The sequence below is a fragment of the Nonomuraea sp. NPDC049158 genome (assembly GCF_040648335.1).
Classification (GTDB): Bacteria; Actinomycetota; Actinomycetes; order Streptosporangiales; family Streptosporangiaceae; genus Nonomuraea.
This window is the reverse complement of record NZ_JBEZDM010000001.1, coordinates 1-25,882: the sequence shown is the minus strand read 5'-3', so window position 1 is coordinate 25,882 and position 25,882 is coordinate 1. Positions and strand designations below refer to the sequence as shown.

Annotated in this window: 28 protein-coding genes; 14 read left to right on the top strand and 14 right to left on the bottom strand. The window is 70.2% G+C overall.

Annotated elements, in window-relative coordinates:
* Positions 1 to 22: 22 nt before the first annotated feature.
* Both AB0B61_RS00140 and AB0B61_RS00135 read left to right on the top strand, forming a co-directional pair.
* Complete coding sequence (locus tag AB0B61_RS00140; protein WP_358425488.1) at positions 23 to 1,126, top strand: protein kinase; 1,104 nt, start codon at positions 23 to 25, stop codon at positions 1,124 to 1,126.
* A gap of 101 nt (positions 1,127 to 1,227) precedes the next feature.
* Positions 1,228 to 1,422, top strand: a complete 195-nt coding sequence (locus tag AB0B61_RS00135; RefSeq protein WP_358425485.1) for a hypothetical protein — start codon at positions 1,228 to 1,230, stop codon at positions 1,420 to 1,422.
* Between the two features lie 30 nt (positions 1,423 to 1,452).
* Here AB0B61_RS00135 and AB0B61_RS00130 read toward each other — a convergent pair whose 3' ends face one another.
* Together AB0B61_RS00130 and AB0B61_RS00125 are read right to left on the bottom strand one after the other, a co-directional pair.
* Positions 1,453 to 1,764 (bottom strand): DUF3817 domain-containing protein, encoded by a 312-nt coding sequence (locus tag AB0B61_RS00130; RefSeq protein WP_357941524.1) that lies wholly within the window; start codon positions 1,762 to 1,764, stop codon positions 1,453 to 1,455.
* Positions 1,765 to 1,766: 2 nt separating this feature from the next.
* Complete coding sequence (locus AB0B61_RS00125) at positions 1,767 to 2,552, bottom strand: SURF1 family protein (protein WP_358425482.1); 786 nt, start codon at positions 2,550 to 2,552, stop codon at positions 1,767 to 1,769.
* A 105-nt stretch (positions 2,553 to 2,657) separates the two neighbouring features.
* Here AB0B61_RS00125 and AB0B61_RS00120 point away from each other — a divergent pair, with 105 nt between their 5' ends.
* The 3 genes from AB0B61_RS00120 to AB0B61_RS00110 all read left to right on the top strand — a co-directional run bounded on the left by AB0B61_RS00120 (position 2,658) and on the right by AB0B61_RS00110 (position 4,441).
* Positions 2,658 to 2,825: a hypothetical protein gene (locus tag AB0B61_RS00120; RefSeq protein WP_358425479.1), complete on the top strand. Its 168-nt coding sequence runs from the start codon at positions 2,658 to 2,660 to the stop codon at positions 2,823 to 2,825.
* 162 nt (positions 2,826 to 2,987) lie between these two features.
* Entirely contained in the window at positions 2,988 to 4,235 is a 1,248-nt protein-coding gene (locus AB0B61_RS00115; protein WP_358425476.1) for an NAD(P)/FAD-dependent oxidoreductase, read from the top strand.
* Complete coding sequence (locus tag AB0B61_RS00110; RefSeq protein WP_358425473.1) at positions 4,232 to 4,441, top strand: hypothetical protein; 210 nt, start codon at positions 4,232 to 4,234, stop codon at positions 4,439 to 4,441. Before AB0B61_RS00115 ends, AB0B61_RS00110 begins: the two co-directional genes overlap by 4 nt.
* 38 nt (positions 4,442 to 4,479) lie before the next feature.
* Here the strand turns inward: AB0B61_RS00110 and ggt are convergent, their stop codons facing one another.
* Positions 4,480 to 6,210: a gamma-glutamyltransferase gene (gene ggt / locus AB0B61_RS00105; protein ID WP_358425470.1), complete on the bottom strand. Its 1,731-nt coding sequence runs from the start codon at positions 6,208 to 6,210 to the stop codon at positions 4,480 to 4,482.
* A 93-nt stretch (positions 6,211 to 6,303) separates the two neighbouring features.
* Between ggt and AB0B61_RS00100 the strand changes: the two genes are divergently transcribed.
* From AB0B61_RS00100 to AB0B61_RS00090, 3 genes are all read left to right on the top strand, one after another.
* On the top strand, positions 6,304 to 7,416 hold the full coding sequence (locus AB0B61_RS00100) for a sensor histidine kinase (RefSeq protein ID WP_358425467.1): 1,113 nt from the start codon (positions 6,304 to 6,306) through the stop codon (positions 7,414 to 7,416).
* 61 nt (positions 7,417 to 7,477) lie between these two features.
* Positions 7,478 to 8,128, top strand: coding sequence for a response regulator transcription factor (locus AB0B61_RS00095; protein WP_358425464.1), 651 nt, complete (start codon positions 7,478 to 7,480; stop codon positions 8,126 to 8,128).
* Between the two features lie 208 nt (positions 8,129 to 8,336).
* A complete protein-coding gene (locus tag AB0B61_RS00090; protein WP_358425462.1) occupies positions 8,337 to 9,935 on the top strand; it encodes an AAA family ATPase in 1,599 nt (532 codons plus the stop codon).
* A gap of 55 nt (positions 9,936 to 9,990) precedes the next feature.
* Here AB0B61_RS00090 and AB0B61_RS00085 read toward each other — a convergent pair whose 3' ends face one another.
* The 4 genes from AB0B61_RS00085 to AB0B61_RS00070 form a co-directional block, all read right to left on the bottom strand.
* The gene (locus AB0B61_RS00085; protein WP_358427666.1) at positions 9,991 to 10,422 is read right to left on the bottom strand and encodes an SDR family NAD(P)-dependent oxidoreductase; all 432 of its coding nucleotides are present in this window, start codon (positions 10,420 to 10,422) and stop codon (positions 9,991 to 9,993) included.
* Between the two features lie 5 nt (positions 10,423 to 10,427).
* Positions 10,428 to 11,105, bottom strand: a complete 678-nt coding sequence (locus AB0B61_RS00080) for a VC0807 family protein (RefSeq protein WP_358425460.1) — start codon at positions 11,103 to 11,105, stop codon at positions 10,428 to 10,430.
* Entirely contained in the window at positions 11,102 to 11,668 is a 567-nt protein-coding gene (locus AB0B61_RS00075; protein WP_358427663.1) for a TetR/AcrR family transcriptional regulator, read from the bottom strand. The genes AB0B61_RS00080 and AB0B61_RS00075 overlap by 4 nt, the downstream gene beginning before the upstream one ends.
* Positions 11,669 to 11,729: 61 nt before the next feature.
* Complete coding sequence (locus AB0B61_RS00070) at positions 11,730 to 14,939, bottom strand: BTAD domain-containing putative transcriptional regulator (protein ID WP_358425457.1); 3,210 nt, start codon at positions 14,937 to 14,939, stop codon at positions 11,730 to 11,732.
* A 185-nt stretch (positions 14,940 to 15,124) separates the two neighbouring features.
* On the opposite strand from AB0B61_RS00070, the gene AB0B61_RS00065 reads away from it, so the two are divergent.
* Positions 15,125 to 15,607 carry a hypothetical protein gene (locus tag AB0B61_RS00065; RefSeq protein ID WP_358425455.1) on the top strand — a complete coding sequence of 161 codons (483 nt, stop codon included), beginning with the start codon at positions 15,125 to 15,127 and terminating at the stop codon, positions 15,605 to 15,607.
* 86 nt (positions 15,608 to 15,693) lie between these two features.
* Here the strand turns inward: AB0B61_RS00065 and AB0B61_RS00060 are convergent, their stop codons facing one another.
* Together AB0B61_RS00060 and AB0B61_RS00055 are read right to left on the bottom strand one after the other, a co-directional pair.
* Positions 15,694 to 16,743 carry a hypothetical protein gene (locus AB0B61_RS00060; protein WP_358425452.1) on the bottom strand — a complete coding sequence of 350 codons (1,050 nt, stop codon included), beginning with the start codon at positions 16,741 to 16,743 and terminating at the stop codon, positions 15,694 to 15,696.
* 122 nt (positions 16,744 to 16,865) lie between these two features.
* Positions 16,866 to 17,312: a hypothetical protein gene (locus AB0B61_RS00055; protein WP_358425449.1), complete on the bottom strand. Its 447-nt coding sequence runs from the start codon at positions 17,310 to 17,312 to the stop codon at positions 16,866 to 16,868.
* Between the two features lie 20 nt (positions 17,313 to 17,332).
* Between AB0B61_RS00055 and AB0B61_RS00050 the strand changes: the two genes are divergently transcribed.
* Complete coding sequence (locus AB0B61_RS00050; protein WP_358425446.1) at positions 17,333 to 17,968, top strand: SDR family NAD(P)-dependent oxidoreductase; 636 nt, start codon at positions 17,333 to 17,335, stop codon at positions 17,966 to 17,968.
* Between the two features lie 85 nt (positions 17,969 to 18,053).
* Here AB0B61_RS00050 and AB0B61_RS00045 read toward each other — a convergent pair whose 3' ends face one another.
* Positions 18,054 to 19,004, bottom strand: a complete 951-nt coding sequence (locus AB0B61_RS00045; protein ID WP_358425443.1) for a hypothetical protein — start codon at positions 19,002 to 19,004, stop codon at positions 18,054 to 18,056.
* The gene (locus AB0B61_RS00040) at positions 19,001 to 19,402 is read right to left on the bottom strand and encodes a helix-turn-helix transcriptional regulator (RefSeq protein WP_358425440.1); all 402 of its coding nucleotides are present in this window, start codon (positions 19,400 to 19,402) and stop codon (positions 19,001 to 19,003) included. Before AB0B61_RS00040 ends, AB0B61_RS00045 begins: the two co-directional genes overlap by 4 nt.
* 76 nt (positions 19,403 to 19,478) lie before the next feature.
* Here AB0B61_RS00040 and AB0B61_RS00035 point away from each other — a divergent pair, with 76 nt between their 5' ends.
* Positions 19,479 to 19,982: a hypothetical protein gene (locus AB0B61_RS00035; RefSeq protein ID WP_358425437.1), complete on the top strand. Its 504-nt coding sequence runs from the start codon at positions 19,479 to 19,481 to the stop codon at positions 19,980 to 19,982.
* Between the two features lie 5 nt (positions 19,983 to 19,987).
* Here the strand turns inward: AB0B61_RS00035 and AB0B61_RS00030 are convergent, their stop codons facing one another.
* The gene (locus tag AB0B61_RS00030) at positions 19,988 to 21,085 is read right to left on the bottom strand and encodes a DUF418 domain-containing protein (RefSeq protein WP_358425435.1); all 1,098 of its coding nucleotides are present in this window, start codon (positions 21,083 to 21,085) and stop codon (positions 19,988 to 19,990) included.
* 119 nt (positions 21,086 to 21,204) lie between these two features.
* Here AB0B61_RS00030 and AB0B61_RS00025 point away from each other — a divergent pair, with 119 nt between their 5' ends.
* On the top strand, positions 21,205 to 22,449 hold the full coding sequence (locus AB0B61_RS00025) for a histidine kinase (protein WP_358425432.1): 1,245 nt from the start codon (positions 21,205 to 21,207) through the stop codon (positions 22,447 to 22,449).
* The gene (locus tag AB0B61_RS00020) at positions 22,446 to 23,102 is read left to right on the top strand and encodes a response regulator transcription factor (protein ID WP_358425429.1); all 657 of its coding nucleotides are present in this window, start codon (positions 22,446 to 22,448) and stop codon (positions 23,100 to 23,102) included. Before AB0B61_RS00025 ends, AB0B61_RS00020 begins: the two co-directional genes overlap by 4 nt.
* Positions 23,103 to 23,166: 64 nt before the next feature.
* Here the strand turns inward: AB0B61_RS00020 and AB0B61_RS00015 are convergent, their stop codons facing one another.
* Together AB0B61_RS00015 and AB0B61_RS00010 are read right to left on the bottom strand one after the other, a co-directional pair.
* Positions 23,167 to 23,949, bottom strand: coding sequence for an alpha/beta hydrolase (locus tag AB0B61_RS00015; protein WP_358425426.1), 783 nt, complete (start codon positions 23,947 to 23,949; stop codon positions 23,167 to 23,169).
* Between the two features lie 35 nt (positions 23,950 to 23,984).
* Positions 23,985 to 24,548 (bottom strand): permease, encoded by a 564-nt coding sequence (locus AB0B61_RS00010; protein WP_358425423.1) that lies wholly within the window; start codon positions 24,546 to 24,548, stop codon positions 23,985 to 23,987.
* A gap of 236 nt (positions 24,549 to 24,784) precedes the next feature.
* Between AB0B61_RS00010 and AB0B61_RS00005 the strand changes: the two genes are divergently transcribed.
* Positions 24,785 to 25,882 (top strand): ATP-binding protein (locus AB0B61_RS00005; RefSeq protein WP_358425420.1); only part of this gene is annotated, 1,098 nt, incomplete at its 3' end.

Sequence of the window (25,882 nt, the reverse complement as noted above, 5' to 3'; positions counted from 1 at the left end):
TGGCGATATCGTGCACCTCGGGATGGGAGAGACCAAGAAGCTCGCCGGTCGCTACCGGCTGCTGAACCCTTTGGGCGCGGGTTCCGTACGGCTGGCATTCGACGAGGTAGAACATCGTGACGTCGCGGTCAGGGAGCTACGCGTGCCCGCCGAGTTACGCGGATCCGCGCTGCAGGACGCGCGGCGGGCCGCCGGGCTCCGGCATGCCTCCGTCGTACCGGTTCTCGACGTGGTGGTGGAGGACGGCGAGCCGTGGCTGGTGATGGAGTTCGTCTCCGGCACCTCGCTGGAGCAGACCGTTGACTCGCGGCACCCCTTGCCCGTGCAGCAGGCCGCCCGGGTGGGCGTGTGCCTGCTGTCGGCGTTGCGGACCGCTCATGACACGGGGATCGTGCACGGGCGGGTCAATCCGGGCAACGTGCTGCTCACCTCGACGGGCCGGGCGGTGCTCACCGGGTTCGGGCTGCCGGGACTGGGCATGCGGCCGGCCGCCGACATGTGGTCGATGGCCGCGACGCTGCACTTCGCCGTCGAGGGCCGGCCGCCGGGGCGGGCCCCCGCGGAGAGCACCGACGCCTTCCGATGGCTGGTCCGCGCCATGCTGGAGCCCGCGGGACCGCCGCCGGTCGACGTGGTGGCCGCGACGCTCGACCGGCTGGCCGTGGAGCAGACGCTCGGGCACATCCTCGCCACGGCCGGGCCGCTGCCGCCCGCACGGGTGGCCGAGATCGGGCTGGCCGTACTCGACCAGCTGGCCGACCTGCACGCCCGGGGCTCGCATCACGGCGGCGTACAGCCGGGCAACGTCCTGATCGACACCGCCGGCCGGGCCACGCTGGCCACCACGCCCGTGCCCGCGCAGGTGTCGCACGCACCCGTGATGCCGGCGACGATCCCGGCCTACACGGCGCCAGAACGCGTACCAGGCCCGGCGGCGGACCTGTGGTCGCTGGGCGCCACGCTGTTCGCGGCCGTCGAGGGCCATCCGCCCGCGCCCGGCGCCCCACTGGCCAGGGCGGGCGCGCTGGCGCCGGTGCTGTTCCGCCTGCTGTCGGGGTTCCCGGCGCACCGGCCTGGGCCGGACGCGCTGCGCAAGGATCTGAAAGCCGTTACGGACCTGTTTTGAGATACATCGCGAATGGAACCACAGAGGTGGTCCACGCGTTGGACTCAAGACGCACAATGGGAGAGGCGGGGCACGCGCTCCGCGTACGGAGGAAGTTGAGGATGTCACCAGTCCAGAAGTACGCCATCGGCGCAGGCGCCGCCGTTCTGCTCTCGCTGATCTTCTTCGGGCCCGGCTTCATCACCATGCTGGTCGTCCTCGGCGTGGTCGCCGCCCCGGTGGTCGGTTACCTGATGCTCGACCCGTCGCAGCGCGAGCGGCTCAAGCGAGCCCGCAGGCGCGGCATCGGCAGCTGAGCCAACCCGGACCGGGTGCGCGGCGGGGCCTCAGGCCGCCGCCGCGGCCAGGGCCGTGTGCACCCGGCTCGTCACCCGGCGTTCGATGTAGAACGACAGGAACGGCACCGTGCCGCCGAGCATGATGCCCAGCATGTACGGCCAGCTCCAGCGCGCCTTCATCCCCAGGTTCATCACCGTGATCAGATAGATCATGTAGAGGAAGCCGTGGATGGGCGCCACGATCTTCGATAGGCCCACGATGCCGAAGCCGTAGCGCAGCACCATGGCCACGCAGAGCACGAGCAGCATCACGCCGACGATGTAGGCGAGCACCCGGAAGGGCTTCAGAGCCGATTCCACCGTTAACCTTCCAGAACCATCTCAGGGGACTTGCCACTGTCCCGATCACGATCCGCTCGCACGGCATCGCGTACGAAGTGGAACCACATGAACACGGCGAACCCAGCGAAGATCCACCAGTTGGCGGCATAAGCGAGATTACGCCAAGTCAACTCCCCGCCGACGACCGGCGGCCGGACCTTCACCGCGGTCAGCGGCCCCGAGGCGGGCTGGGCGACGACGTAGCCGTTACGCACCTTCTGCCCGCTCCACAGGTTGATCAGCTCACCGGTGGCCACCGTCTGCACCTGCCCCGCGGGCAACCCCTCGGCGCGGCGCTGCACGCTGTCGGTGCTCTGCGACGGGCGCAGCCGGCCGGTCACCGCGACCTTGCCGCCGGGCACGGCCGCCGCCGGGTCGCCGGCCTTGGCCACCCAGCCGCGGACGACCGGCACCAGCGTGCCGTCGTCGAGCCGGAGCGGCGTGAGCACCCAATAGCCCTCGCCGCGCGAGACGTTGCCGCCGGGCGCGTCGACATCGGCCGGCCGGTCGGCCACGAGCAACTGGCGCGGCGCGTCGTAGACGCCCTCCGCCGAGACCTTGCGGCCCACGGCGGGCCCGGTCAGCTGCGCGCCCACCTGGGACAGCGTGGCGACGCCGACGGCGGCCGGATCGGTGACCGCGTGCGGCTTGCCGGAATCCTCGAACACGCCGAGTTGCCAGCGCCCGAGCAGGATGAACGCGACGAGGACCCCGATCGTCAGCAGATGCAAACCCACCACGCGTGGGGAGAACAGGGTCCGGAGCATGCTTCAAAGCTATCCGGCCACCAGGCCGGTCCCCTAATCAGCCCATGTCCACAGATCACGCTAAAAGCCGCAGACGCACCAGACGATCACGCTAAGCTGCTGGGCATGTCTGACCAGCATATCGACCCTGCCGGCAACACTCAGCAGTTCCGCGCGTTCGCGCAGCGGTCCGAGCAGGAGGCGCCGGCCAAGAAGTCTCCCCTTCTGCCGATCGTCGCGGTGATCGCCGTCGTGGTGATCATCGGCGTCGCCGCCTTCCTGCTCCTGCGCTAACCCCGCGCACTTCAGAGCGCCGACGGCAACCCGCTCTCGGCGCTTTTCGTGTGCCTTGGGAGCGGTTAACATACCGACTAGTCGGTGTGAGATGAGTCACCCTGGACGGACCCGGAAGCCTCTCATTACATTGGACAAGTCGTCTAATAATGCGGAGGAGCAGTGGACGAGCCAGGAATAGTGATCATCGGTTCGGGCTTCGCCGGGATCGGCATGGCGATCAAGCTCAAGGCCGCCGGATACCACGACTTCGTGATCCTGGAGAAGGCCGCCGACCTGGGCGGCACCTGGCGCGACAACACCTATCCCGGCTGCGCGTGCGACGTGCCGTCGCCCATGTACTCCTACTCGTTCGACCTCAATCCCGGCTGGTCGCGGATGTTCTCCCCGCAGGAGGAGATCTGGGACTACCTGCGGGCGTGCGGCGCGAAGTACGGCATCACCCCGCATTTCCGGTACGGCAAGCGGGTCGTCGCGCTGGAGTACGACGACCTCGACCGCCGGTGGGCGGTGACCACGGACGACGGCGAGACCCTGCGGACGAATGCCGTGGTGTCGGGCATCGGCGCCCTACACATCCCGTCTTTCCCCGAAATTTCGGGACGCGAGGCTTTTGCGGGGGCAGCCTTCCACTCCGCCGAGTGGGACCACTCGGTCGATCTGACCGGCAAGCGCGTCGCGGTCATCGGCACCGGGGCCTCGGCCATCCAGTTCGTGCCGCGGATCGCGGAACACGCGGCGCGGCTGACGGTGTTCCAGCGCACACCACCCTGGATCCACCCCAAGCCGGACTTCGGCTTCTCACCCCGGGCACAACGGCTCATGCGGTTGCCGGGCGCCGCCAGGACCGTCCGCAACGCCATCTACTGGCTGCTGGAGACCAGGGCGCTGGGCTTCACCCTCGACCCGAAGCTGATGAAGGCGTCCGAGCGACTGGCGCTCAGGCACCTGGAGAGCCAGATCCCCGACCCGGAGCTGCGCGGGCGGCTGACGCCCGACTACACGATCGGCTGCAAGCGCATCCTGCTGTCCAGCGACTACTATCCGGCGCTGACCAGGCCGAACGTCTCGCTGGTCACCGACGGGATCGCCGAGATCAGGGAGCACTCGATCGTCGACGCCGCCGGGGTCGAGCACGAGGTGGACGTGATCGTCTACGGCACCGGGTTCAAGGTGACCGAGGCGCTCCAGCGGCAGCGGATCGTGGGGCGCGACGGGCTGAAGATCCAGGACGCCTGGCAGGACGGCATCGAGACCTATTACGGCATCTCCACCGCCGGGTTCCCGAACCTGTTCTTCCTCCTCGGGCCGAACACCGGTCTCGGCCACAACTCGGTCGTGTTCATGATCGAGTCGCAGGTTCTCGTACGCGCCAGGCTTCATCTTCCGGGTACGCGCCCCGCTACGTGATGGACTGCCTGCGGCTGCTCTCGAAGACCCAGGCCAGGGCCATCGACGTCAAGCCGGGACGGCAGCGGGCGTTCAACCGGCGGCTGCGGGAACGGCTCGACCCGCTGGTGTGGAACGCGGGCGGCTGCCGGTCCTGGTACCTGGACGAGCACGGGGTGAACCGGACGCTCTGGCCGGGCTTCACCTTCGAGTACCTGATCTACTAACCGGCTCGTGATCCCCTAGCCGGTCCTGAACCCCTCTATCAGCCGGGCCGCACCACCAGGGCACTGCCGCCGCCCCGCCGGACCGGCTCGGCGACCGCCTGCACCTTGCCCCGGCCCAGGAACTCCAGCGCGGTGGCCGCGCCGATCTCCGTGGTCAGCGCGAGCTTGTGCCCGCGCGCCTCCAGCTCGGCCCGGTACTTGTCGAGGAAGGCCTGCTCGGCCAGCGTCTGCTCGGTGTTGCGCTGCGTGGCCCGGGGCGCGGCGACCGCCTCGGGCAGGCTCATGCCCAGCTCGAAGCGGTTGACCAGGATCTGCAGCACGGTCGTGATGATCGTCGAGCCGCCCGGCGAGCCGGCCGCCAGCACCGGCCGGCCATGGGCGAAGATCAGCGTCGGCGCCATCGACGAGCGTGGGCGCTTGCCAGGGGCCGGCAGGTTCGGGTCGCCGGGGGCGGGGCCGAAGGTGAAGTCCGTGAGCTCGTTGTTGAGCAGCACCCCGCGTCCCGGGACCACGATGCCGTTGCCGCCGGTGGACTCGATCGTCAGGTTGTAGGCGACCACGTTGCCCCACCGGTCGGTGATGGTCATGTGGGTCGTCTCGGGGCCTTCGTCGGTGGTCGCCGTGGCCGTGCCCGCCGGGGTGGCGCACGCCTCATAGCTGCCGTCGGGGTTGCCGGGCGGAGCGGGGTTGGCCATCGCCTTGTCGCCGATCAGGCAGGCGCGTTCCTTGGCGAAGCCGTCGGACAGCAGCTCCTTGAGCGGCACGTTCGGGATGTCGCCGACGTACTTGTTGCGGTCGGCGAAGGCCAGGCGGGAGGCCTCCAGGTATTCGTGCAGGCCCACGCTCGGCAGGGCCTCCAGGATGTTGAGCGCCTCGCCCACGGTCGAGCCGCCGGAGGAGGGGGGCGCCATGCCGTACACCTGCATGCCGTTGTAGTCCACGCGCGTGGGGTCGCGCTGGAGAACCCGGTAGGCGCGCAGGTCGGACAGCTCCATCAGGCCCGGCCGTACGTTGCGGGTGGCGCCAGGGGTGACGGGCGGCTGCTTGACGGTGGCGACGATCTCCTTACCGAGCTGCCCGTCGTACAGCCAGCCGATTCCGCGTTTGCCCAGCTCGCGGTAGGTGGCGGCGAGTTCGGGATTCTTGAAGACGGAGCCGACGGGCGGCGGCGCGCCGTTCGGGAGGTAGAGCTTGGCGGTGGAGGTGATGTCCTTGAAGCGGGCGAGGTTCGCGGCGGTCTGGTCGTAGAAGGTCTGGTCGACGATGAAGCCCTTCGACGCCACCTCGATGGCGGGCTGGAGCGCCTGCTTCAGCGAGAGCGTGCCGTACTTCCGCAGGGCCACATCCCACTGCGCGAGCGTGCCGGGGATGCCGGCCGACAGGCCGCTGGTGACGCCCTCGTCGAACGGGATGCCCTCCAGCGTGGTGGCGGTCATGGCCCGTGGGGCGGTCTCGCGGCCGTCCAGCGTGACCACCCTGCGGCTGCGGGCGTCGTAGTAGACCATGAAGCCGCCCCCGGTCAGGCCCGAGGAGTAGGGCTCGGTCACGCCGAGCACGGCGCCGGCGGCGACGGCCGCGTCCATGGCGTTGCCGCCCTGCTTGAGTACGGCGATGGCGGCCTTGCTGGCGTCGAAGTCCACGGTGGCGACCGCACCGCCGTACCCCTCGGCGACGGGGGCCTTCTGCTGCGGTGTGGGAGTGGCCAGTGCTGGGGTGGAGGCCAGCGAGATGAGGATTGCTGCTGCTGCAGGAACGATCACTCGGCGCATGTATCCACATTGGCCCAGGTACGCCCATCGTGGTAGGGCCCCCTGCGGCGGGAGGATGATGCGCAGGTCAAGCGGGTGGCCTAGCGTTGGGGGGTGCGAAAGAAGCCGGGAAACGACGTCTACGTCGCTTTGGTCGTCGCGGTGGTCCAGGTGGTGCTGTCGCAGGGGGCGGCCTGGGGGCAGCGGGATTTCCGGGCTCCGCTGGACTCGTTGGCGTACGTGCTGCTGCTGGTGGGGCCGGTGGCGATAGCGACCCGCCGGAAATTTCCCGTTCTTTCAGCTGTCGCCACTCTTTTGGCGACATATGCGTATGTGGTGGCTGGTTATCCGTATGGGCCGGTTTTTCTGGCGCCGATATACATGCTGGGGTCACTCGTGCTCGGCGGGCGGCGGCTGGTCGCGTGGATCCTCTCGGGGGTCACACTCGCCGTTTTCCTGATTTATGCCTCTTTGGGGGGAAATCAGACCCTGGGGATCTTCCACACACTGGCGATCACCGCGTTCATCCTGCTGTTCATGGTGATCGCCGAGCTGGTCAGGATCCGCAGCGAGCGGCGCGCCGAGCACCAGCGGGTCGTCGAGGAGGAGTCGAGGCGACAGGCCAGCGAGGAGCGGCTGACGATGGCGCAGGAGCTGCACGACGTACTGGCGCACAACATCTCGCTGATCCACGTCCAGGCGTCCACCGCCCTGCATCTCATGGACGATCAGCCCGAGCAGGCCCGTACCGCCCTGACCACCATCAAGTCCGCCTCCAAGGAGGTTCTCGGCGAGATGCGCTCAGTCCTCAACGTCCTGCGCGAAGGCGCCCCCCGCTCCCCCACGGCCGGGCTCGACCGCCTCGACGAACTCGTGGCGCGCTCCGGCCTGGACGTGACACTCAAACGCGTCGGCTCCCGGCCGCTGCCGCCGCAGCTCGAACGCGCCGCGTACCGGATCACCCAGGAAGCCCTCACGAACGCCGCCCGCCACGCGCCCGGGTCCCGGGTGACGGTCCGGCTCGAGTACGGCACCGGCGCGCTGGGCATCCTGGTCACGGACACCGGCGCGACGAAGCCGGCCGTACTGACCGAGGAAGGCAGCGGCAACGGCATCCCCGGCATGCGCGAACGCGCCGCCGCCCTCGGCGGCACCCTGACCGCCGGCCCGGCAGGCAACGGCTTCCAGGTCGAGGCCACACTGCCCCTCCCCGAGGAGACCTCGTGACCACCCTACGTGCGGGCCGTAAAGCCCCACTCGACATGACCGCCGTCGCGGAGGAGACCTCATGATCAAGCTCCTGCTGGCCGACGACCAGGCATTGGTACGGGCAGGCTTCAAAGCCCTGCTCGACGCCCAGCCCGACATGACGGTGATCGCGGAGGCCGCGGACGGCGCCGAGGCGGTACGCCTGTCCCGCGAGCACGAGCCGGACGTGGTGCTCATGGACATCCGCATGCCCGGCACCGACGGCCTGGCCGCCACCCGCCAGATGCCACCGGGCCCGCGCGTCATCATCCTGACCACGTTCGAACTGGACGAGTACGTCTTCGAGGCCCTGCGCGGCGGCGCCAGCGGCTTCCTCGTCAAGGACACGGAGCCGGCGGAGCTCATCCAGGCGGTCCGCGTGGTCGCGGCCGGCGAAGCCCTCCTGTCCCCCAGCGTCACCCGCCGCCTGATCGCCGAGTACGCCACCCGCGCCAAGGAACCCTCGACCACCAACCACCACCTGGACCAACTGACGGACCGCGAACGCGAAGTCCTGTCACTGGTAGGCACCGGCAAGACGAACGACGAGATAGCCGCGGACCTCTTCATGTCCCCCGCGACGGCGAAGACCCACGTCAGCCGAGCCATGATGAAACTCCACGCCCGCGACCGCGCCCAACTCGTCGTCATCGCCTACGAATCCGGCCTGGTGAAACCCGGCTGGCTATAGACAAGCATCGCCTTCGCCTGGGCTACCGCCCTTAAGCCGAGTCCAGGGCCGAAGCGTTCTCAGGGGGTGGGACAACCGCAGGCATTCGCGTGCCATGATCCCCGATCGACATGCTCATCCGCCATCTGGAGCACATCACCGTCACCAGCCCACTGACATGGTTCCGACTGGCCAGACCCGAGCGGCAAGCCGATGGCAGAATGTGACCATGCGGCCACCCCGAGCGAGATTCTTTAACACCACCGGTCCGTGCGACCCTCAGTACCACTACATACTGCCCCCCGCGGAGCGGCTCCCGCAGGCGCGCGAGCTCATCGAGATGGACCGTTACTTCGTGCTGCACGCGCCCCGGCAGACCGGGAAGACGACCGCGCTGCGCACCCTGGCGTCCGAGCTGACCGCCGAAGGCGACACCGCCGCCCTGATGCTCTCCGGTGAACGCGCCAAGGCGGCCGGCGACGACTACGCCGCAGCGGAGACGATCCTGTTGAAGTCCCTCCGCCAAGCCGCCGAGTGGTCGGGATGGCCAGAGGAGCTGCTGCCGCCGAATCCCTGGCCACAGGCCCCGGCTGGCACCAGGTTCGGTTCGGCGCTGACCGAGTGGTGCCACCGCTGCCCGCGCCGGGTAGTGCTATTCCTCGACGAGATCGACGCCCTGCAAGGCAACAGCCTGGTCAGCATCCTCAGCCAGCTCCGCGACGGCCACAACGCGCGGCCGGGAGGCCAGCCGTTCCCCACATCCGTGGTGCTGTGCGGGTTGCGCGACCTGCGGGACTACAAGGTCGCCTCGGGCGGCGAACCCGGCCGGTCCAACCCGGCCAGCCCGTTCAACATCGTCGCCAAGTCGCTGCGCCTGGGCGACTTCACCACCGACGAGATCGCCAAGCTGTACGACCAACACACGCGGGCGACCGGCCAGGAATTCACCAAGGACGCGGTGGACCGGGTCTTCGAGCTGACCCAGGGGCAACCGTGGCTGGTCAACGCCCTCGCCAATGAGATCACCATTGAGATGAAGGTGAGCGGCACCATCACCACCGCCCAGGTCGACGAGGCCAAGGAGCGGCTGATCCGAGCGCGTGCCACCCATCTGGACGCCCTCGTGGCCCGGCTGCACGAGCCGCGGGTCAAGCGGGTGATGGAGCCTGTGCTGGCCGGGACCTTCCCCAACATCGACCACACCTTCTCCGACGACCTGTCCTACGCCACCGATCTGGGCCTGATCAAGCAGAAACCTCCGCTGGAGGTGGCGAACCCGATCTATCGGGAGGTCATCCTGCGGGTCCTGGGTGACCCCTCGGCACAGTACGTGACGGCCGATCCGCACAGCTTCGTCATGCCGGACGGCCGTTTCGACCTGCCGCGCCTGCTGGAGGAGTTCGTCGTGTTCTGGCGCGAGCACGGCGAGGTGCTCATCCGGCAGGAGGGCTACCACGAGGCCGCCTGCCAGATCATCCTCATGGCCTTCCTGCACCGCCTCGTCAACGGCGGAGGCCAACTCGACCGGGAGTACGCCGCCGGCACCAAGCGCCTGGACGTACTGGTCCGCTGGCCCTACAACGGCCCCGAAGGCGAACGACTGGTGCAACGGGAGGCCATGGAGCTGAAGGTCTGGCGCGCGAACGGAGACGACCCTGAGCCCGACGGCCTCGCCCAGCTCGACCGCTACCTGGACCGCCTCACCCTCAACACCGGCGTGCTCGTAATCTTCGACCGGCGCCCCGAAGCCCCACCTTGGAAGGAACGAGGCGCTTTCGAAGAGGCGACCGCCCCGTCCGGCCGCCAGGTCACCCTTCTGCGGGTTTGATGGGTGCAGCCGTATCTCAGGCCGCCCGGTCATCGCCTAGCCTATGACCAGGCGATCAGTAGAACAGCTCCCAGTCCCCGGTGGTCGTCGAGCGCGCCCGGGCCAGGCTGGAGGTGACGATGATCGAGCCGTGTCCGCGCAGGTGCGGCAGGCAGGCGTCGATTCCGTAGACGACGCCGTCCAGGTTGGTGGAGATGGTGGTGCGGTAGGCGGCGGGGGTGAAGTTGTGCCAGCCGCACTGGCCTGGGATGCCGGCGTTGAACACGGCCACGTCGAGTCTGCCGTAGGCCGAGATCGCCTCGGCCACGGCCGCCGTGTTGTCCTCGGGCCGGGTGACGTCGGCCGGCACGAACCGGGCGCCGATCTCAGCGGCGACCTCGTTGCCACGCGAGTGGTCTTTGTCGGCGATGACTACCTTTCGCCCCTTGTAAGCCATGCGCCGGGCTATGGCGGCGCCGATGCCGCCGGCGCCACCGGTGATCAGCATCACGGTCAACGTGACTCCTCGGGCAGGCCGGTCGCTTCGACCGGTAGGCGAGCCAGCTCGACACCTCTGAGCCGCAATCCGTGACGGCGTAGGTAGGCGCGGCCGTACAGGCGTTGGAAGACCAGCAGGGCGGCGAGGGTGACGATCAGCAGGACGTCGTCCAGCAGTGGCACCGCGTCGACGGGCAGTGTGGCGGCCATGACGACGCGCAGGGCCGCATCGGCCAGCAGCGCGGCACCCCACATCGCCGTGGCGATCCGGAGCACGTGGCGGAACGGCGGGTGGTCCCTCCAGTTCATCTCCCATTGCTGTTGTTTGTCACGATCGGAGATCACGCGCATGGCCTCGTACAGGAACGGGCGCCGGCCGCAGAGCGTGATCAACGCCCATAGGCCCAGCGCGCCGGTGCCCCACGCGTTGCGGATCAGCAGCACGCGCGGGCTGCCGGAGATGAACGACATGGCGACGGTGAGCATCATCGTGCCGAGCACGAACACGGTGATCCCGCTGATACGCCGCTCGACGATCAGGTCATGGACGGCTCGCACCGCGGGTAACGCACTGGCGGCCAGCAGCGCGATCCACTGGCTCACCCCAGCCGCCCTGAGCCCGTAGAAGATCGCGAGCGGTCCGGCGAGCTCCAGGGCCGCGACGGTCACCAGGCCGCGGTGCATCCCGCTCATCGCTCCTCCGAAGTCCGCTGTGCGGCCCGTTGCACGGCCAGGACGAAGGTGTCAACAACGGTGCCGCGGTAGATGTCGAAGTCGAGCGCGTGCTCGCCGCGCATCCGGGGGGCCGCCGCGTCGATGGTCGCGCGGATCATCACGGCCATCGACCGGGCGTCGAAGTCGCCGAACTCGCCGCCGCGCTGTCCCTCCTCCAGCAGCATGACCAGCCCCTGGACGCTCGGTTCCTGGTAGCCGGCGGCGGTGTACGGCTCGCCGGCCTGATCGCGCAGATGGGGTCCGATCTCGGTCAGCGCGGCCAGGTCGGTGGGGTGCTCCCGGAGGAACTCCAGGTTCGACTCCAGGTAGGCCCGCAGCCGTCCGGAGGCGGTGGTCTGGGCCTTGATCCGCTCCAGGATGAAGGCGGCTCCCGTGTGGTAGACGTCTTCGACGATCTGCCGAATGAGGTCCTGCTTGCCCGCGAAGTGGTAGGAGATCATGCGGGGGCTGCTGAGGCCGGCGCGCTCGGTGATCGTGGCGAAGGTGGCTTTGTCGTAGCCGAGCTCGGCGATGGTCTCGATGGCCGCGCGTGGCCACCGCCTGGGCGCGGCGCGCTGAGTCCGCGTGGCCAGGCGAACCGCCTCAGCGCGGCCCCGCGGCCGCGCCCCCGAGCCAGGCGGTCACCTCCTGGGCGCGGCGCAGGTCGTACGGTGCCGACAGGCGTTCGGCCGCCCGTACCGCCTGGCCCGCGGCCTTCGCCGCCGCCCGCCGTTCGCCCGCGGCGGCCAGGACGAGCGCGCGGGCCCAGCCGATGCGGGCGGCGGCTCCCGGATGGCGGGCCTGGTACTCGGCGAGGTGCCGGTGGAGCCTCCGGGCCGTCGCGGGGTTCGGGTCCGGATCCGAATCCGGGGACATGTGGCAGAGCAGCTCGGCCAGCCCCGACCAGCACTCCAGCATGCCGCGCTGGGCCTTCGGCAGGCGGGCGGCCAGATCCAGCGCCCGGGCCAACGCCTCCCGCGGGTCGTCCGCCATCAGACGAACCGAGAGCGCCTCCCGCGAATGGCCCGCGACCAAGCGGGCCGAGGCCGTGAGCAGGCGCAGTTCCTGGATCACCGGCATGACCGCGCCGTCCCGCAGGCCGAGGCGCTGCTCGTGGGCGCGGCGGCGCTCGGTCGAGGCGCGGGCGGCCGCCAGCACCCCGGCGACCCGATCGGGGCTGGTCCCCTCGATCCGCAGCAGCGCCTCGGCCTGGCCCGTCAGGCACCAGTGGCGGCCGATGTCGTCGCCGCCGACCCGGCTCGCCGCCTGTTCCGCCGTGGCGGCGTACAGGTTCGCGGCCTGCTCGAAGTCGCCCCGCCAGAGCGCCGTCTCCGCGAGCATGCCCGCGCAGTTCTCGGCCACCCGCGGGTCCAGCGTCCTGGCCCGGCACTCGGCGAACGACCCCCTGGCCGCCTCGAACTCCCCGGCCGAGAGCTGGTCCAGGCCCCGGGCCAGGCGGGCGCGGCTCGCGGGCTCCGTGGGATGCGCGATACCGGTCAGGGCCCGGTCGGCGAGCGCGCCGTAGCGATCGGCCAGGCGGTGGCGTCCGGCGACGCGGGCGATGGTGGCGAAGTTCGCGTACGCCTCCGCGCGCAGGTCCGGGGCCGAGGTGCGGTCGGCGGCGTTGAGCTGGCGCAACGAGACCGCCAGCATCGTAGGTACGTCCTGCTGGTGGTAGGCCAGCCGCGCCAGGAACGTCAGGGCCTGCGCCACCTCGGCGTCCCGCTCGGACCGGGGCACCGGAAGGACCCGATGGAGGACCTGGCGTGCGGCGGCCGTCAGGATGGCGGCGACCAGGCCGGGCCGGGAGACCGGCAGCGGCCTGCCTACCGTGTCGAGTGCCGCCCTGACCAGCCGGTACGCCTCCCGCTCCCGGGCAAGCTGATGCTCGCTCACGCACGCCATCCGCAACCATCGCGCGCGCAGGCGGGGAGCCTCGGGTGTACGGGCGAGATGCCGCCGCACGACGACCCCCGACTCCTCGTACAGCCGCAGCCGCAGGCACAACACCCAGTAGTTGTCCAGGAACCCGGGCTCCCCCGAGACTGCCCAGGCCAGCCGGATGTTGTCCATCTCCGCCCCCAGCACGCGGGTGACCTCCGCGTCCGAGGCATCCTGCAGAGCGGCGGCGTGCCGGTCGAGCAGGCGCGAGAAGTACGCGGCGTGCCGCTCCCGCGCCGCCCGCCGCTCGGCCGGCGGCAGGTGCGCGGCGGCGAACTGCTGGATGAGCGGGTGGATGACGTACCGTCCGGCCAGGGTGAGCTCGATCATGCTCTGGTCGACCAGCCGGACCAGCACGTGCGGCCCGGCCCTGGCCACCTCCAGCGCCGCGGGCAGCGTGCAGCCGCCGCCGAACACCGCCAGCGCCGCCAGCGCCTTCTGCCCGGCCGGGTCGAGGAGCCGCCAGGAGGTCTCGAACACCGTACGCATGCAGGCGTGCCGCGACCGGGCCGCCGGTCCCGCGGCCGACAGCAGGCCGGAGTCCACGCCGAGGTGGCGGCCCAGCTCGGCGGGCGGCACGGCGCGCAGCAGCCCGGCCGCCAGCTCGATGGCCAGCGGCAGACCACCTGTGGCGGCGCAGATCGCGGCCACGTCGGCGGCGTTCCGGTCGGCGTCGAACGCCGGTTGCGCCCGCGTCGCCCTGGCCGCGAACAGGGCCTCGGCCGCCGGTCCCGGCAGGCCCGCCACCTCGTACGTCACCTGACGGGGCAGGTCGAGCCGCCGCCTGCTCGTCGCCAGGACCCGCACGCCCGGGGCCGTACGCAGGATGTGCCCGATGACCGCGTCGAAGGCGGGCAGGTGCTCGAGGTTGTCCAGCACCAGGAGGACCTCCTGCCGGGCCAGCGCCGCCAGGAGCAGGTCCAGGGCGGGGCGCTGCGGCGTGAGGTCCACGCCGAGGCGGCGGGCGAGGGTGGTGACGGCCGCCTCAGGGCGTACCCCGGCGAAGGAGACGAAACGGGCCGAGTCCGAGGCGGCGGCGATGGCCAGGCGGGTCTTGCCGACGCCGCCCGGGCCCAGGAGGGTGACCAGGCTTTCGGCGGCCAGCAGCGTACGCAGCCGCACCAGCTCCGCCTCCCGGCCGAACAGCTCCGTGCCGGGCACGGGCAGGGCCGCGCGCCGGACGGCCGTCCGCTGGGTGAGCAGGTGCCGCCTGGCCGCCGCGGTCTCCGGCGCGGGCTCGACGCCCAGGTCGTCGGCCAGCCGCTGCCGCAGGTCGTCGTAGCAGGTCAGAGCCGCTGCCCGGTTGCCCGCCGCGGCCAGGGCCGCCATCAGCAGCCGGTGCGCCTCCTCGTCGTACGGGTCCAGCCCGGCCACCAGGCGTGCCAGCCGTACGAGATCGGCCGGTGGCGCGGAGCCGGAGCGCAGCAGCAGCTCGCGCAGCAGCAGCCGGGCCCGCCCGCGCTCCAACTCCAGCCACCCGCCGAAGGCCGGGGCGTCGCAGAACCACACCCCGTCCATGAAGTCGCCCCGCCACAACCGCAGCGCCTCTGCCACGGTCGCCGTCTCGGCCAGGCGTCCGTGGTCCAGGTAGCAGCCGCCGGGGCGGAAACGTACGTGGTCACGGGTGATGTCCAGCCACCCGCCCACCTCCTTGCGCAGCTCCGACAGCGCCAGGCGCAGACTGCCGCGGGCGTTGGCGTCCGGCCGCTCGCCCCACAGCAGCGCGGCCAGCTCGGAGCGCGGGCGCGGGCCCGGCGTGGCGGCGAGGTAGCAGAGCAGGGCGCGGGTCTTGGCGGAGCGGATGCCCACCGGCCGCCCCCCGACGGCCAGCTCAGGCGGACCGAGCAGCAGCAGGGTCAGCGAGTCTCCCATAGCCACAGGAGGGTAGGCGCGTCCCCGCCGCGTGACTGCGGAAAAAGGCGTGCCCGGAACGTGCACTGCGCCACTGACCAGCGCTCTAACGATGTGCTCACGCTGCCTGCCGCACTCTGATGCCGCGTCTCGCAAGGGCCGCGAGACGCGATCATCACCACGATCCTCTCCAAAGGAGAAGCAGCATGCGCTCTCAGAAGCTGATCCCCGCGCTCGCCTTGGCGGCGGGCCTGGCCGTTCCGGCAGTGCTGGCCACGGCCTCGCCCGCCGGCGCGACCACCTCGGCCGCGAACTGCTCGGTCGCGTTCTACGACCTCGACGCGTCCGCCGTGGACGAGGTCGACGGCAAGGACGAAATCAGGCTCGAGGTCGGATCGAGACTGTTCCCCAGCAGCTGGGTCAACATGAACGCCGGCAGCGACGCCGACCCGGTGGACTTCGACTACGCGAGCGTCAACCTCAGCAGCACCTCGTCGCTGGCCTTCAACCTGCGCGAGGTCCAGCCGCCGATCGTCAAGGCCGGTTTCAACCTCGGCACGTACATCGTGTACGGCTCCACCTGCGCCGGGCTCTCCACCGGCCAGTCCGTCATCGTCGGGGGCATCATCTCGGGCACCCATGACAGCTACTACGAATACAACCTCAGGTTCAGAGTGACCGGGCTGTAACCCGCCCGAACGTGAAGGCTCCGCCGTGGTCCCGAGGCGGGGCCTTCACCTTCTGCTGATCCTCACCTGCTACCCGGCCGACGGGCTCACTTCTGCTTCTTGGGGACCGAGCCACCGGACGTACCGGAATTCTTGCGCTTACTCGGCCGCTTCTGGAAGTCGTCGTCGGAGGACTCCTCACCGACTCCCTCGAGTTGCATCTCCCGCTCGGCTTCCTGGCGGGCCCGCTCGGCTTCCTGACGAGCCCGCTCGGCTTCCTGACGAGCCCGCTCACGAGCCTCCCGCACGTCTCTCTTCGAGGGCAGCAGTTTGTAGACGATGCCGAGCTCGTGGACGTCCCATTTCTCCAGCTTGACCGCGTCCGCAGGCGGCTGCACGCCGGTCGCGCTCATCTTCGTCCGGTAAATCGCCCCGGCCTTCTCTTTCTGCGCATCGGTCTGTTTTCCCGCGGCTCGCCTGATCGGCTGGTACGTCGCCGAGAAATAGACGTGGTCGTAGTCGTCGAGCCATTCGGTGAAGCTGGTCGATACCTTTGCGTTCTCCGCGGGAACGGCCTCCCCCTTCTCTTTCTTCGACTGGGTCCAGTCCGATGTGAAGAAGACGCCGAAGGCCAGGCGGGCGCAGTCGGTGTGGCCCTCGTCCACCTCGTCGAGTTTGGCGACGTCGCCTTCGAAGTCGTTCTTGAAGTCCTTGATCCGGCCGAGCGACTGGGTCTTCACCTCGACGATGACCTTGTCCGAACTGGAATCGGCCACGGTGCCGTTGAGTACGAAGTCAGCCTGCTTGGGCTTTGGCTTCTTGGTCGTGTAGACGGTGCGAGTCTGTGGGGCTCCCAGATCGGCCCACGGATGCTTGTCCTCGATATAGGTCGACAGGGCGGTTCTCAGCGAGTCTTCCCATCCCTCCCCGGGCATGGCCCAGAACTTCGCGATGGTGTTGAGATTCTCATCGGCCCACGCGAACAGCAGCGTAAGGAATCCGTCCGCGGTGAGGAGCTTCGTCCCCGATCCCGGCTCCGTGGTGAATGTCTGCTCGGTCATCTTTCCTGTTTCCCTCTCCCCCAGGTATGGTCGGCAGCCACAACATGGGCGAGGGGATTCAGCAAAGAATTGACGAATACTTGACGCGCTGCTCACAGCGTTGCAGCCGAAGCAATGGCGATTTATTTCGCGCGGATAATTCTCACGAATCAAATCGCCATCAGCATGATGATCCGCGAATCAGGCGGGTAGCGGGTCGCTCCGCCACAAAGCGAACCTCAGCACGTCCGCATCGCGGCGCGAGTCTGCGCGGTGGACATCGGCGGGGCAGGCAAAGGCCGGGCGGCGACGGCGCGCAGGCCGTCCAGGGCCAGGGCGAGGTGCCGCCGCCAGGCTCCCGGCGCCACTGTGTATGTGGCCTTGACGGTCGCCGCCACACCCCAGAGCACGAAGGCCAGGTCGGCGAGTGTGATGTCGCCCCGTAGGTCCCCGGATCGCTGGGCGCGTTCGAGGATCTCGCGCATCAGGCCGTACCCGCGATCCCCGTCCACCGCCGCTCCCCGTGCGGCGAGGTCGTTGTAGCCGAGGTCGGCAGCCTGCAACTCGCACACGCCGGTCAGGAACGCGACGAACCCATCCCAGGCGTCGTCCATCGCCAGCGCCCGCTCGGCCAGCTCGGCCACGGTCGCCCGTCGATCCTCGAAGACCGTTGAGGGCCATCTCAACTTGAGGAGCACCTCAACTTATGACCCGGACCATTGTGATCACCGGCGGCACGAACGGCATCGGCAAAGCCCTGGCCCGCCACCACACCGAACGGGGCGACCAGGTCGTGGCCGTGGGCAGCAGCGAGGAGGGCGAACGCCGCCTGCGCGAGGCGGCACCCAAGGCCCGCTTCATCAGGTCCGACCTCAGCTCACTCCGCCAGACCCGAGACCTGGTAGAACGGCTCAAAGCCGAACACCCGGCGATCGACGCGCTCGTGCTCGCCGCGTTCCGCTTCAACCCGGCACGGGTGGAGACCGAGGAGGGGTTCGAGCACACCTTCGCTCTCACCGCGACCTTGCAGGGAGCCAAGGCCAGCGAACTGCTGGGGGCGGCCTATGCCTCTGAGCGCACGAAGTATGTGCTGTACAACCCGGCATTTGTCGCGACCGGACTGCACGAGTCCTTCAAGCAACCGCTGCACGACCTCGTACGGGTGGCATCGGCGGTATTCGCCCAGCCAGTCGCCAAGGCCCTGCCGCCGATCACCGCGCTCATCGACCAGCCGCCGACCTCGCCGCTCACGATCTGGAAGAAGGGCAAGCCCATCGATCTTGCCGTGGACCGGAACGAGGCGCGGCGTTTGGCGGGAACCATCCGTGCCCTGGCGCCTTAAAGGAACCGCGCGGCCCTCTCCGGCTTCCCTTTCTCCTTCACCTTCTTGGTGACGAGACCTTCGCGAGCCACCGAATCCACCATGGTCACCCGCCGACCGAGCTGGTCGGGGCGCCGCCGGTACCCTTGCCCGCGACCCGGGCCACCCAGGCCGTCACCCCCAGCACCACCGCCGCCAACACCCCCAGCGCCGCCGCGTTCGCCGGCTGCCCGGCTCCCGGAAGCCCTCCCACGTATACGCCCGCCATCGGCAGCAGCACCACCAGAGCACGGCGGCCGACCGGCGACCGCAGCGCCATCACGGCGGCCACCATCGCCACCGCCCACATGAACGGGTAACCCCACCGGTGTGAGATCGCTGCACCGACCACCGAACCGCCGAATATCATCCCCATCCACGCCAGCAGCCGCCGGCTCCCCAGCGAGCCGGGTCCGGGCGACGGCGCGAGGAGCAACATCACCCCGCACAAGCTCGGGGGCAGCACCGACATCGCCAGCCCGCCGAAATCGACAGGAACGCCGCCGACCAGAACCACCCCATCGGTCACCACGTACGTGGACGACCAGGCCAGATCACGCTGAACGACGAGCCAGGCGATCACCAGTGCGTATGCCCACGCGCAGGCAGCGGCCGCACCGCCTCTCCCACGCCAGGCCAACCCCACGACGACCCCGTACGGCAGGGCGTACGAGACCTGCTTCAGGAGTTGCCAGAGCTCGTCCTCCACGAGCGGCCCCTGCCATACCGGCGCCCCGTACAGGACGGCCCGGGCGAGGGCCGCCAGAAGGAGCGCGACGGGCGCGATGAGCGCGGCCACGTTGACCGCCTCTCGCCAGTGTGGACCCGCTCCGCGCTGCACTCGGATGGCCAGCCCGCCATATACCAGATCGAACGTGTCCCGCACCCCGGGCCGTTGCCGGCCGGGCTCCGCGCTCGCCACCAGCACCGCGATCATCTCTTCCTCGTGCAGTGCCCGGTGCTCCGCCGGATACCACCGGGCGAGCAGTTGCCGATAGCGCTGTTCCAGGAACGTCACCGTGCCCTCCCCAGCTCGCCGAACACCGCCGGCAGCCCGCTGAACACCGACCCCAGCTCCCCGAGACCCGGCCGCACACCCCGGGCGCGCAGCCGAGCCGTAGCCGTGTCCGCGTTGTGCCGCAGTTGCTCGGCCTCCGCTGCCAGCCGAAGCTCACCGTCCGGTGTCAGCCGGTAGTACCGTCGTGCCCGCCCGTCCACGACCTCCTCCTGATCGGCCGCCACCAGCCCTTCCATCTGGAGCCGGTCGAGGGCGGCGTACAGGGTGCCGGCCCGAAGCCGCACCCGCTCGCCGGAAATCCGCACAACGTCGGTGATGATGCCGTATCCGTGCTGCGGCCCCGCCGCGAGCGCGGTCAAGATGAGGAACGTCGGTTCCTGCATTGCCCTAAAGCTCATGACAACGATATATACCGATGATCAGAGTCAAGAGCAACCCGCGTCCGCGTCGGCACGGGAGGACAGAATTGCCCTCATGATGGCGACGAGTGTGACGCTGCGAGTGCTGGCGCTGCTCCATCAAGTGGGGTGCCAGGTGTGGGTGGCCGGTGGATGGGGCATCGACGCCCTGGTCGGCAAGGTCACCCGTGAGCACCACGACCTTGACCTGTTGCACCGTGTCGAGCAGGAGCCGCTGCTGATCGACACGCTGGCGGCCGCCGGGTTCGCCGAGCGGCCCGGCGCCTTGCCGGGCCGGCCTGTTCGCTTCGTCATGGAGGACCGTCATGGTCACGAGCTGGACCTTCATCCGCTGCGGTTCGACCCGGACGGCTCCGCTGTCCAGCAAGCCGACGACCATGGAGGCGTCTTCGTCTATCCCGCGGACGCCTTCACCACCGGCATGATCGAGAACGTCCAGGTGGGGTGCCTCTCGGCCGCCCAGCAGGTCGCCTTTCATCAGGGGTACCAGCCCCGCGACCGTGATCTCCATGACATGGCCCGGCTGCGCGAGGCATTCGGTATCGCCACCCACTTCTAGGACCCTCAGGGAGTGTGGCGTAGGAGTGGGCGGTGGCCCCAGGTGGCCCAGCGCCAGAGCCACTCGAGGGGCCCGAAGCGGTATCGGCGCAGCCAGAGAGTGGACCACACCCACTGGGTGCAGAGAATGGCAGCGGCGATCCCGACCACCATCGTCAAGGACCAGTTGTCCGGCGAGCCACCGATGACGCGTTGGACAGCGAGGACGAGGATCGTGGCCGTCAGGTAGTTGGTCAGTGCCATCCGGCCCAGTGGCGCGTAGATGGCCTGCAGCGCCGGTCGGAGTGCCGTCCGGAGCAGGACCAGCAGGGCGCAGATGTAGAAACCGGCGACCAGGAGCCCACCCACGCCCATCGCGAGGCCGAAGCCGGGGTCGTCGGACCGCAGCCCGACCTGCCACCACAGGACGGGCGCCGCCACCGCCGCCAAGGCCGAGCCCAAAACGAGCGGTACCCGGGTGGACTGCTCGATCCGGTCGATCACCCCATACCGGGTCAGTGCCGAGCCCAGCAGGAAGAGCCCGGGGACCAGGCCGAAGAAGCCGGTTCCGAGGATCGGCGAGACCGCGAGGAGCGCGGCGGACAGGCCGGCTACGGCCCAGCGGGGCAGCCAGGTCGAGGGGAGCAGTATCGCCAGGCCGACGATGGCGTAGATGGTCAGGATGTCGCCCTGCCACAGCAGGAAATGGTGCACGAGACCGAGCGCGAGCAGCACCAGCAGTCGGCGCAGCAGGAGCACTCGCGGATGAGCGGTACGGCCCGCGGACGACTCCAGCAGCAGGGAGAATCCGACGCCGAACAGCAGGGAGAAGATCGGGAAGAAGCGCTGCTCGACGAGCAGCCCCATCCACACGTCCCCCGCTGTCGGCGACCCATGGGTCACGACCGGGCCGCCGAGGCTGGCTATCGGCTGGACGTTGGCCAGCAGGATCCCGCACAGCGCGAATCCGCGGATTACGTCGAGCGCGCCGATGCGTGGGCGGCTGGAGGAGGTCATCGCCCGGCCGCCGGATTGAGCCGGGCGCCCGCCAGCAGGTGCACGGCGGCCCTCAGGCTCGGTCGGGTCCGTGGCCTTCGGCGTCGGATAGGGATCTTGATGTGGCATGAGGCTCATCCTGCGAGCCCGATCCGGTGCCGGGCATCGGGCGAAAGCAGGGTTGCGGGGTGCTTGACGGTACTTTCGGCTGGTTCGCTGCTAGGTGGTCATCTCCTAGCCTGAGCGGTGTGAGGGGTCGCGGGTGGGTCGGGTTCGCGGTCGATGCCGGGCTCGGCGTCGGGTTCGCGGCGGCGCTCGCCTTCCAGGCGTACCGGATCGCCGACAGCTGGGGTGGCGCCTACTGGCAGTTCGGCTGTGTCGCTGGGGCGGTGGTGTGCGGGCTGGCTCTGGTGCGTCGGCGCGTCAGGTTGTGGGCGGCCATCGCGGGCCTGGTCGTCGCGGCTGTCGCCATCGTGGTCGCCCGGCTGGCCGGGCTGCCGAGTGAGCCGGGGCCCGCTATGGCGTTGGGCCTGTCGGTGCTGGTCGGTTCCGCGGTCAGAGTGCTGCCGGCCTGGCGGGCGGGTGCCGTCGCGGCCGGCGGGGGTGCGGTGGTCGCCGGTGGGCTGCTGGCCGCGTTCGTTTTCTCCACGGGCTCGGTGGTGGCGGTGGTGAACGGCGCGGCGTGGCTGGCCGCGCTGGTGGCCGGGCTGGGGCCGCGGCTGCTGGCCGCTCGGCGCCGGGCCATCGTCGAGCGGGTGCGCCGCAACGAGCGCCTGGAGCTGGCCCGCGAGTTGCACGACGTCGTCGCCGACCACATCACCTCCATCGTGCTCCAGGCCCAGGCCGGTCAACTCCTGGCCCGTAAGCAGCCGCACACGGCGGAAGGCTCCCTGGCCGACATCGAGGCCGCCGGATCCGACGCGCTGGCCGCGACCCGCCGCGTGGTCGGCCTGCTGCGCGACGCCGACGCCAGCCCCATCCCGAACGCCAACGCCAATAACACGTACTCCGCCGCATCCGCCGCCGCTGGCGCGTCCGCCGCCACGCCCGGCGCCGAGCAGCTCGGCGAGCTCGTCAAACGGTTCGACGGCCACGGTCTCGCGGTGCGTTTGAGTTTGCCCGACGGGGAGTCGGGGTGGCCGCCCGAAGTGGCCCGTACCCTCTACCGGATCGTGCAGGAGTCGCTGACCAACGTCTCCCGCCACGCCCCGAACGCCCGCCACGTCACGGTCAGCGTCACCCGAGACCGGGACGCCGTCAGAGTGCAGGTCGTCGACGACGCCCCGCCGGGCGCGGCCCACTACCCCCACCGAGGCGGGTACGGCCTGATCGGGATGCGCGAACGCGTCGAGGCCCTCGGCGGCACGCTGAGCGTCGGCCCGCGCCGCGGCGCCGGCTGGTCCGTACTCGCGACCCTGCCCGCAGCCGCAGCCGCTTCCGCTTCCGCCCCCACTGCCGGTTCCGCTTCCGCCAACGTGAGCAGGCGGCGATGACCATTCGGGTCCTGCTGGCCGACGACCAGGCGATGATCCGCGCCAGCCTGCGCATCATCCTGGAAGACCAACCTGACATCAGCGTGGTCGGCGAGGCCTCCGACGGCGCCGAGGCGGTCGCCCTGGCCCGGAGGCTGCGCCCGGACGTGTGCCTGGTGGACGTCCAGATGCCCCGCCTGGACGGCATCGAGGTCACCCGCGAGCTGGCCGGCCCCCGCGTCCCCGACCCGCTGCGGGTGATCGTGGTGACCACCTTCGACCTGGACGAGTACGTCTACGGCGCGCTACGGGGCGGAGCGGCCGGCTTCATCCTGAAAGACGCCGGCCCCGCCCTGCTCGTCGAGGCCGTCCGGGCCGCGAACGCCGGAGACGCGCTGATCTCCCCGTCGATCACGCTGCGGCTCCTGCGCCACCTCACCGCTTGCGGCCTACCGGCCGCTGGCGGAGCCGCCCCGCCGCTGTCCCAACGCGAGACCGAAGTCGTCCGGGCCATGGCCGCGGGCCGTACCAACCAGGAGATCGCCACCGAGCTGTTCATCTCGGTGAGTACGGTCAAAGGTCACGTCACCGCCATCCAGGCCAAACTCCAGATGCGCAACCGAGTCGAGGTCGTCGCCTGGGCTTGGGAGAACCGCATCGTGGGCACCGCCTGAAAGCCGCTTCCCGAATCAGCGCGCGGAATCGGCCGTCCACCGAACTACTGGAAGCCCGATGAGGTCAGAAGACGTTCTTGAGGAACGGCAACAGGGCTTCGGCCGTGCGCTCGGGGAACTCCGACATGGGGTAGTGGCCCGCCTCGTCGATCAACACGGCCTGCCCCCGCAGCAGTGACGCCTGGGTCCGCGCCTCCGCCGCCGGGTCGGGGAAGTCGGGGTCCTTGGCGCCCATGAGGACCAGGGCCGGGCAGCGGACCTGGGGGATGACCTGTTCGGCGTCCGGCGCCCGGTCGAGGAGCATGCGGCGCATCGCCTCGTGCCGCTGCGGGTCGCGCAGCAGGGCAACCAGCTTGGCGCGGTGCCCGTCCAGGTCGGCGGGCTTGGCGGTGGGATGCGCCACGCCGTAGTAGACCTTCCACAACCGGGGTGAGAAGCCGATGACCCGGACGAGCGCGCGGACGGCGATGTTGAGCGGGATGGCTCTGATGAACCCGTCGATCGGGACGATGCCGGCCACCCGCTCGGGGGCCTCTGCGGCGGCGCGGACGATGCCGCCTCCGGCGTAGGAGTTGCCGAGCAGGACGGCGCCTGGCGCGTCCAGTTCCTCCAGCAGGGCCACGATGTCGCCGCCCACGGCGGACTGCGAGTAGTCATCCCACCCCGCCGACGACTCCCCGTGGCCGCGCAGGTCCATGGTCACCACCCGGTACCCCGCTTCCACCAGCGCGGGACGCAGGAACCGGTAGACCTCCCGAGTGTCTCCGAGGCCGGGCACGCACACCACCAGCGGCCCCTCACCGGCGGAATCGTAGGCCAGCCGCCCGCCCGGCACGTCAACGAACATGTCAGCGCCCTTCACGAAGGAGGACATAGGCGGTCTCAGCTGAGGACATCGACAACGAGGCCCAGGACGAGCAGCGCCGCCATCACGCCGCCGGAGACCATCGCGCGCCAGGTGACGGGTGCGCGCTGCCGTACCGAGCGGAAGTACAGGACGGCGCCGACCACCAGGAGGACCCCTTCGATGACGGCCGTGGCCCAGGGGACCTGCCACAGTCCGAGGCCGAGCAGCGGCAGGCCGCCGGCGTTACCGGGCAGCAGCGGCAGGTCGGCGCGGTGGACCAGCAGGTCGAGCAGCCAGTGGCTGAACACCATCGCGCCCAGCAACCAACCGGTCCTGCGGCCCCACCGCCGGGCGCTGAGGCCGCCGTACAGCGCCGATAGCAGTAAGGCGCCCAGCAGCGAGTGGGTGTATTGCGCGTTGATCAGCGCTTCGCCGTAGGTTCCGGGGGCGACGGCCTTGAAGGACTCGATCCCGCCCGCCAGGTACAGGGCCACGAAGACGACGTCGAGGAACTGCGTGGCGAGCATGAGCGACCACAACGGGACGCGCGGCTCGCGGGCCTTGACCGCAGCGGCCAGGCCGAAGTGTCCGATGAACATCTAGCGTCCTTCCTTGGCGACGGGCTCGGCGGCGCGGGTGGCCCAGTGGTCGAGCCACCCGCACAGCACGACGAACAAGATCAGAAAGATAAGGAAGTCCACATGTTTCCCCTTACGTCTGTGCGCGGATCGCGCTTGCGGTACGACGCTAGGGATCGGAGGCGTCCGGCCGGTATCGGACGATTGTCGGGTGATGCGACTGATGCCGGTCTGGCGAGGGACGGTACATTCTGATCGTGCTGCGAGGGCGGGAACGAGAACTGGCGGAGATCGAGGCGCTGCTCGCACGGGCCAGGGACGGCCGGAGCGCCAGCCTGATACTCCGGGGCGAGCCCGGCATCGGCAAGTCCGCGCTCCTCGACCACGCGGCCCAGTCGCCGGAGGGCCTGCGACCGCTGCGCGGCACCGGCATCGAGACCGAGGCCGAGCTGCCCTTCGCGGCGCTCCATCTGCTGCTCCGCCCGGCCCTCGACCGGATCGGCCGGCTGCCGGCGCCGCAGGCCCGGGCGCTGGAGGGCGCGTTCGGCCTGGCCACCGCCGGCGGGGACGCCCCTGAGGACCGCTTCCTCATCGGCCTGGCCGCCCTGTCGCTGCTCACCGAACTGGCCGAGGACGGCCCGCTGCTCTGCCTGGTCGACGATGCCCAGTGGATGGACCGATCGTCGGCCGAGGCGCTGCTGTTCGCGGCCCGGCGGCTGCACTCCGAGGGGATCGCCCTGCTGTTCGCCGCCAGGGACGGCTTCCACGCGCCCGGGATCCCCGAGCTGCGGCTCGAAGGACTCGATCGGCAGGCCGCCGGCGAGGTGCTGCGCGAGCGCACGCCCGGGCTGGGCCCGTCGGTGCGGGAGAGGATCCTCGCCGCGAGCGGCGGGAACCCGCTCGCCCTGATCGAGCTGCCCCGGGCCCCCGAGGCGCTGCGGCAGGCGCAGGAACCGCTGCCGCTGCCGCGCAGGATCCAGGAGGCGTACGAGGCGCGCATCGCCGTCCTGCCGCCGGGCACCCAGACGATGCTGCTGGTCGCGGCCCTCGACGACGCCCGGGATCTCGACGTCGTGCTGCGCGCGGCCGGCCGGCTGGGGGTCGACGGCAGTGCCCTGGGCCCGGCCGAACACGCCGGTTTCCTGTCCACCGCCGACGGGCAAATCTCCTTCGGCCACCCGCTCATGCGCACTGCGGCGGCGCGGCGGGCGGTCTACGACGAACGCCTGGCCGTGCACCGCGCCCTCGCCGGCGTACTCGACGACGAGCAGGATGCCGACCGCCGCGCCTGGCACCTGGCCGCCGCCACGACGGGCCGCGACGAGCCGATCGCCGCCGCGCTGGAGCAGGCGGCG

Excerpts from the sequence above, each read along its gene's own strand:
- AB0B61_RS00040 (WP_358425440.1), bottom strand. The coding sequence starts at position 19,402 with ATGAGCTTTAGGGCAATGCAGGAACCGACGTTCCTCATCTTGACCGCG.
- AB0B61_RS00080 (WP_358425460.1), bottom strand. The coding sequence starts at position 11,105 with ATGAGCGGGATGCACCGCGGCCTGGTGACCGTCGCGGCCCTGGAGCTC.
- AB0B61_RS00070 (WP_358425457.1), bottom strand. The coding sequence starts at position 14,939 with ATGGGAGACTCGCTGACCCTGCTGCTGCTCGGTCCGCCTGAGCTGGCC.
- AB0B61_RS00125 (WP_358425482.1), bottom strand. The coding sequence starts at position 2,552 with ATGCTCCGGACCCTGTTCTCCCCACGCGTGGTGGGTTTGCATCTGCTG.
- AB0B61_RS00120 (WP_358425479.1), top strand. The coding sequence starts at position 2,658 with ATGTCTGACCAGCATATCGACCCTGCCGGCAACACTCAGCAGTTCCGC.
- AB0B61_RS00010 (WP_358425423.1), bottom strand. The coding sequence starts at position 24,548 with ATGTTCATCGGACACTTCGGCCTGGCCGCTGCGGTCAAGGCCCGCGAG.
- ggt (WP_358425470.1), bottom strand. The coding sequence starts at position 6,210 with ATGCGCCGAGTGATCGTTCCTGCAGCAGCAGCAATCCTCATCTCGCTG.
- AB0B61_RS00135 (WP_358425485.1), top strand. The coding sequence starts at position 1,228 with ATGTCACCAGTCCAGAAGTACGCCATCGGCGCAGGCGCCGCCGTTCTG.
- AB0B61_RS00030 (WP_358425435.1), bottom strand. The coding sequence starts at position 21,085 with ATGCCACATCAAGATCCCTATCCGACGCCGAAGGCCACGGACCCGACC.
- AB0B61_RS00020 (WP_358425429.1), top strand. The coding sequence starts at position 22,446 with ATGACCATTCGGGTCCTGCTGGCCGACGACCAGGCGATGATCCGCGCC.
- AB0B61_RS00050 (WP_358425446.1), top strand. The coding sequence starts at position 17,333 with ATGACCCGGACCATTGTGATCACCGGCGGCACGAACGGCATCGGCAAA.
- AB0B61_RS00090 (WP_358425462.1), top strand. The coding sequence starts at position 8,337 with ATGCGGCCACCCCGAGCGAGATTCTTTAACACCACCGGTCCGTGCGAC.
- AB0B61_RS00140 (WP_358425488.1), top strand. The coding sequence starts at position 23 with ATGGGAGAGACCAAGAAGCTCGCCGGTCGCTACCGGCTGCTGAACCCT.
- AB0B61_RS00035 (WP_358425437.1), top strand. The coding sequence starts at position 19,479 with ATGATGGCGACGAGTGTGACGCTGCGAGTGCTGGCGCTGCTCCATCAA.
- AB0B61_RS00015 (WP_358425426.1), bottom strand. The coding sequence starts at position 23,949 with ATGTTCGTTGACGTGCCGGGCGGGCGGCTGGCCTACGATTCCGCCGGT.
- AB0B61_RS00085 (WP_358427666.1), bottom strand. The coding sequence starts at position 10,422 with ATGCTGATCACCGGTGGCGCCGGCGGCATCGGCGCCGCCATAGCCCGG.
- AB0B61_RS00065 (WP_358425455.1), top strand. The coding sequence starts at position 15,125 with ATGCGCTCTCAGAAGCTGATCCCCGCGCTCGCCTTGGCGGCGGGCCTG.
- AB0B61_RS00095 (WP_358425464.1), top strand. The coding sequence starts at position 7,478 with ATGATCAAGCTCCTGCTGGCCGACGACCAGGCATTGGTACGGGCAGGC.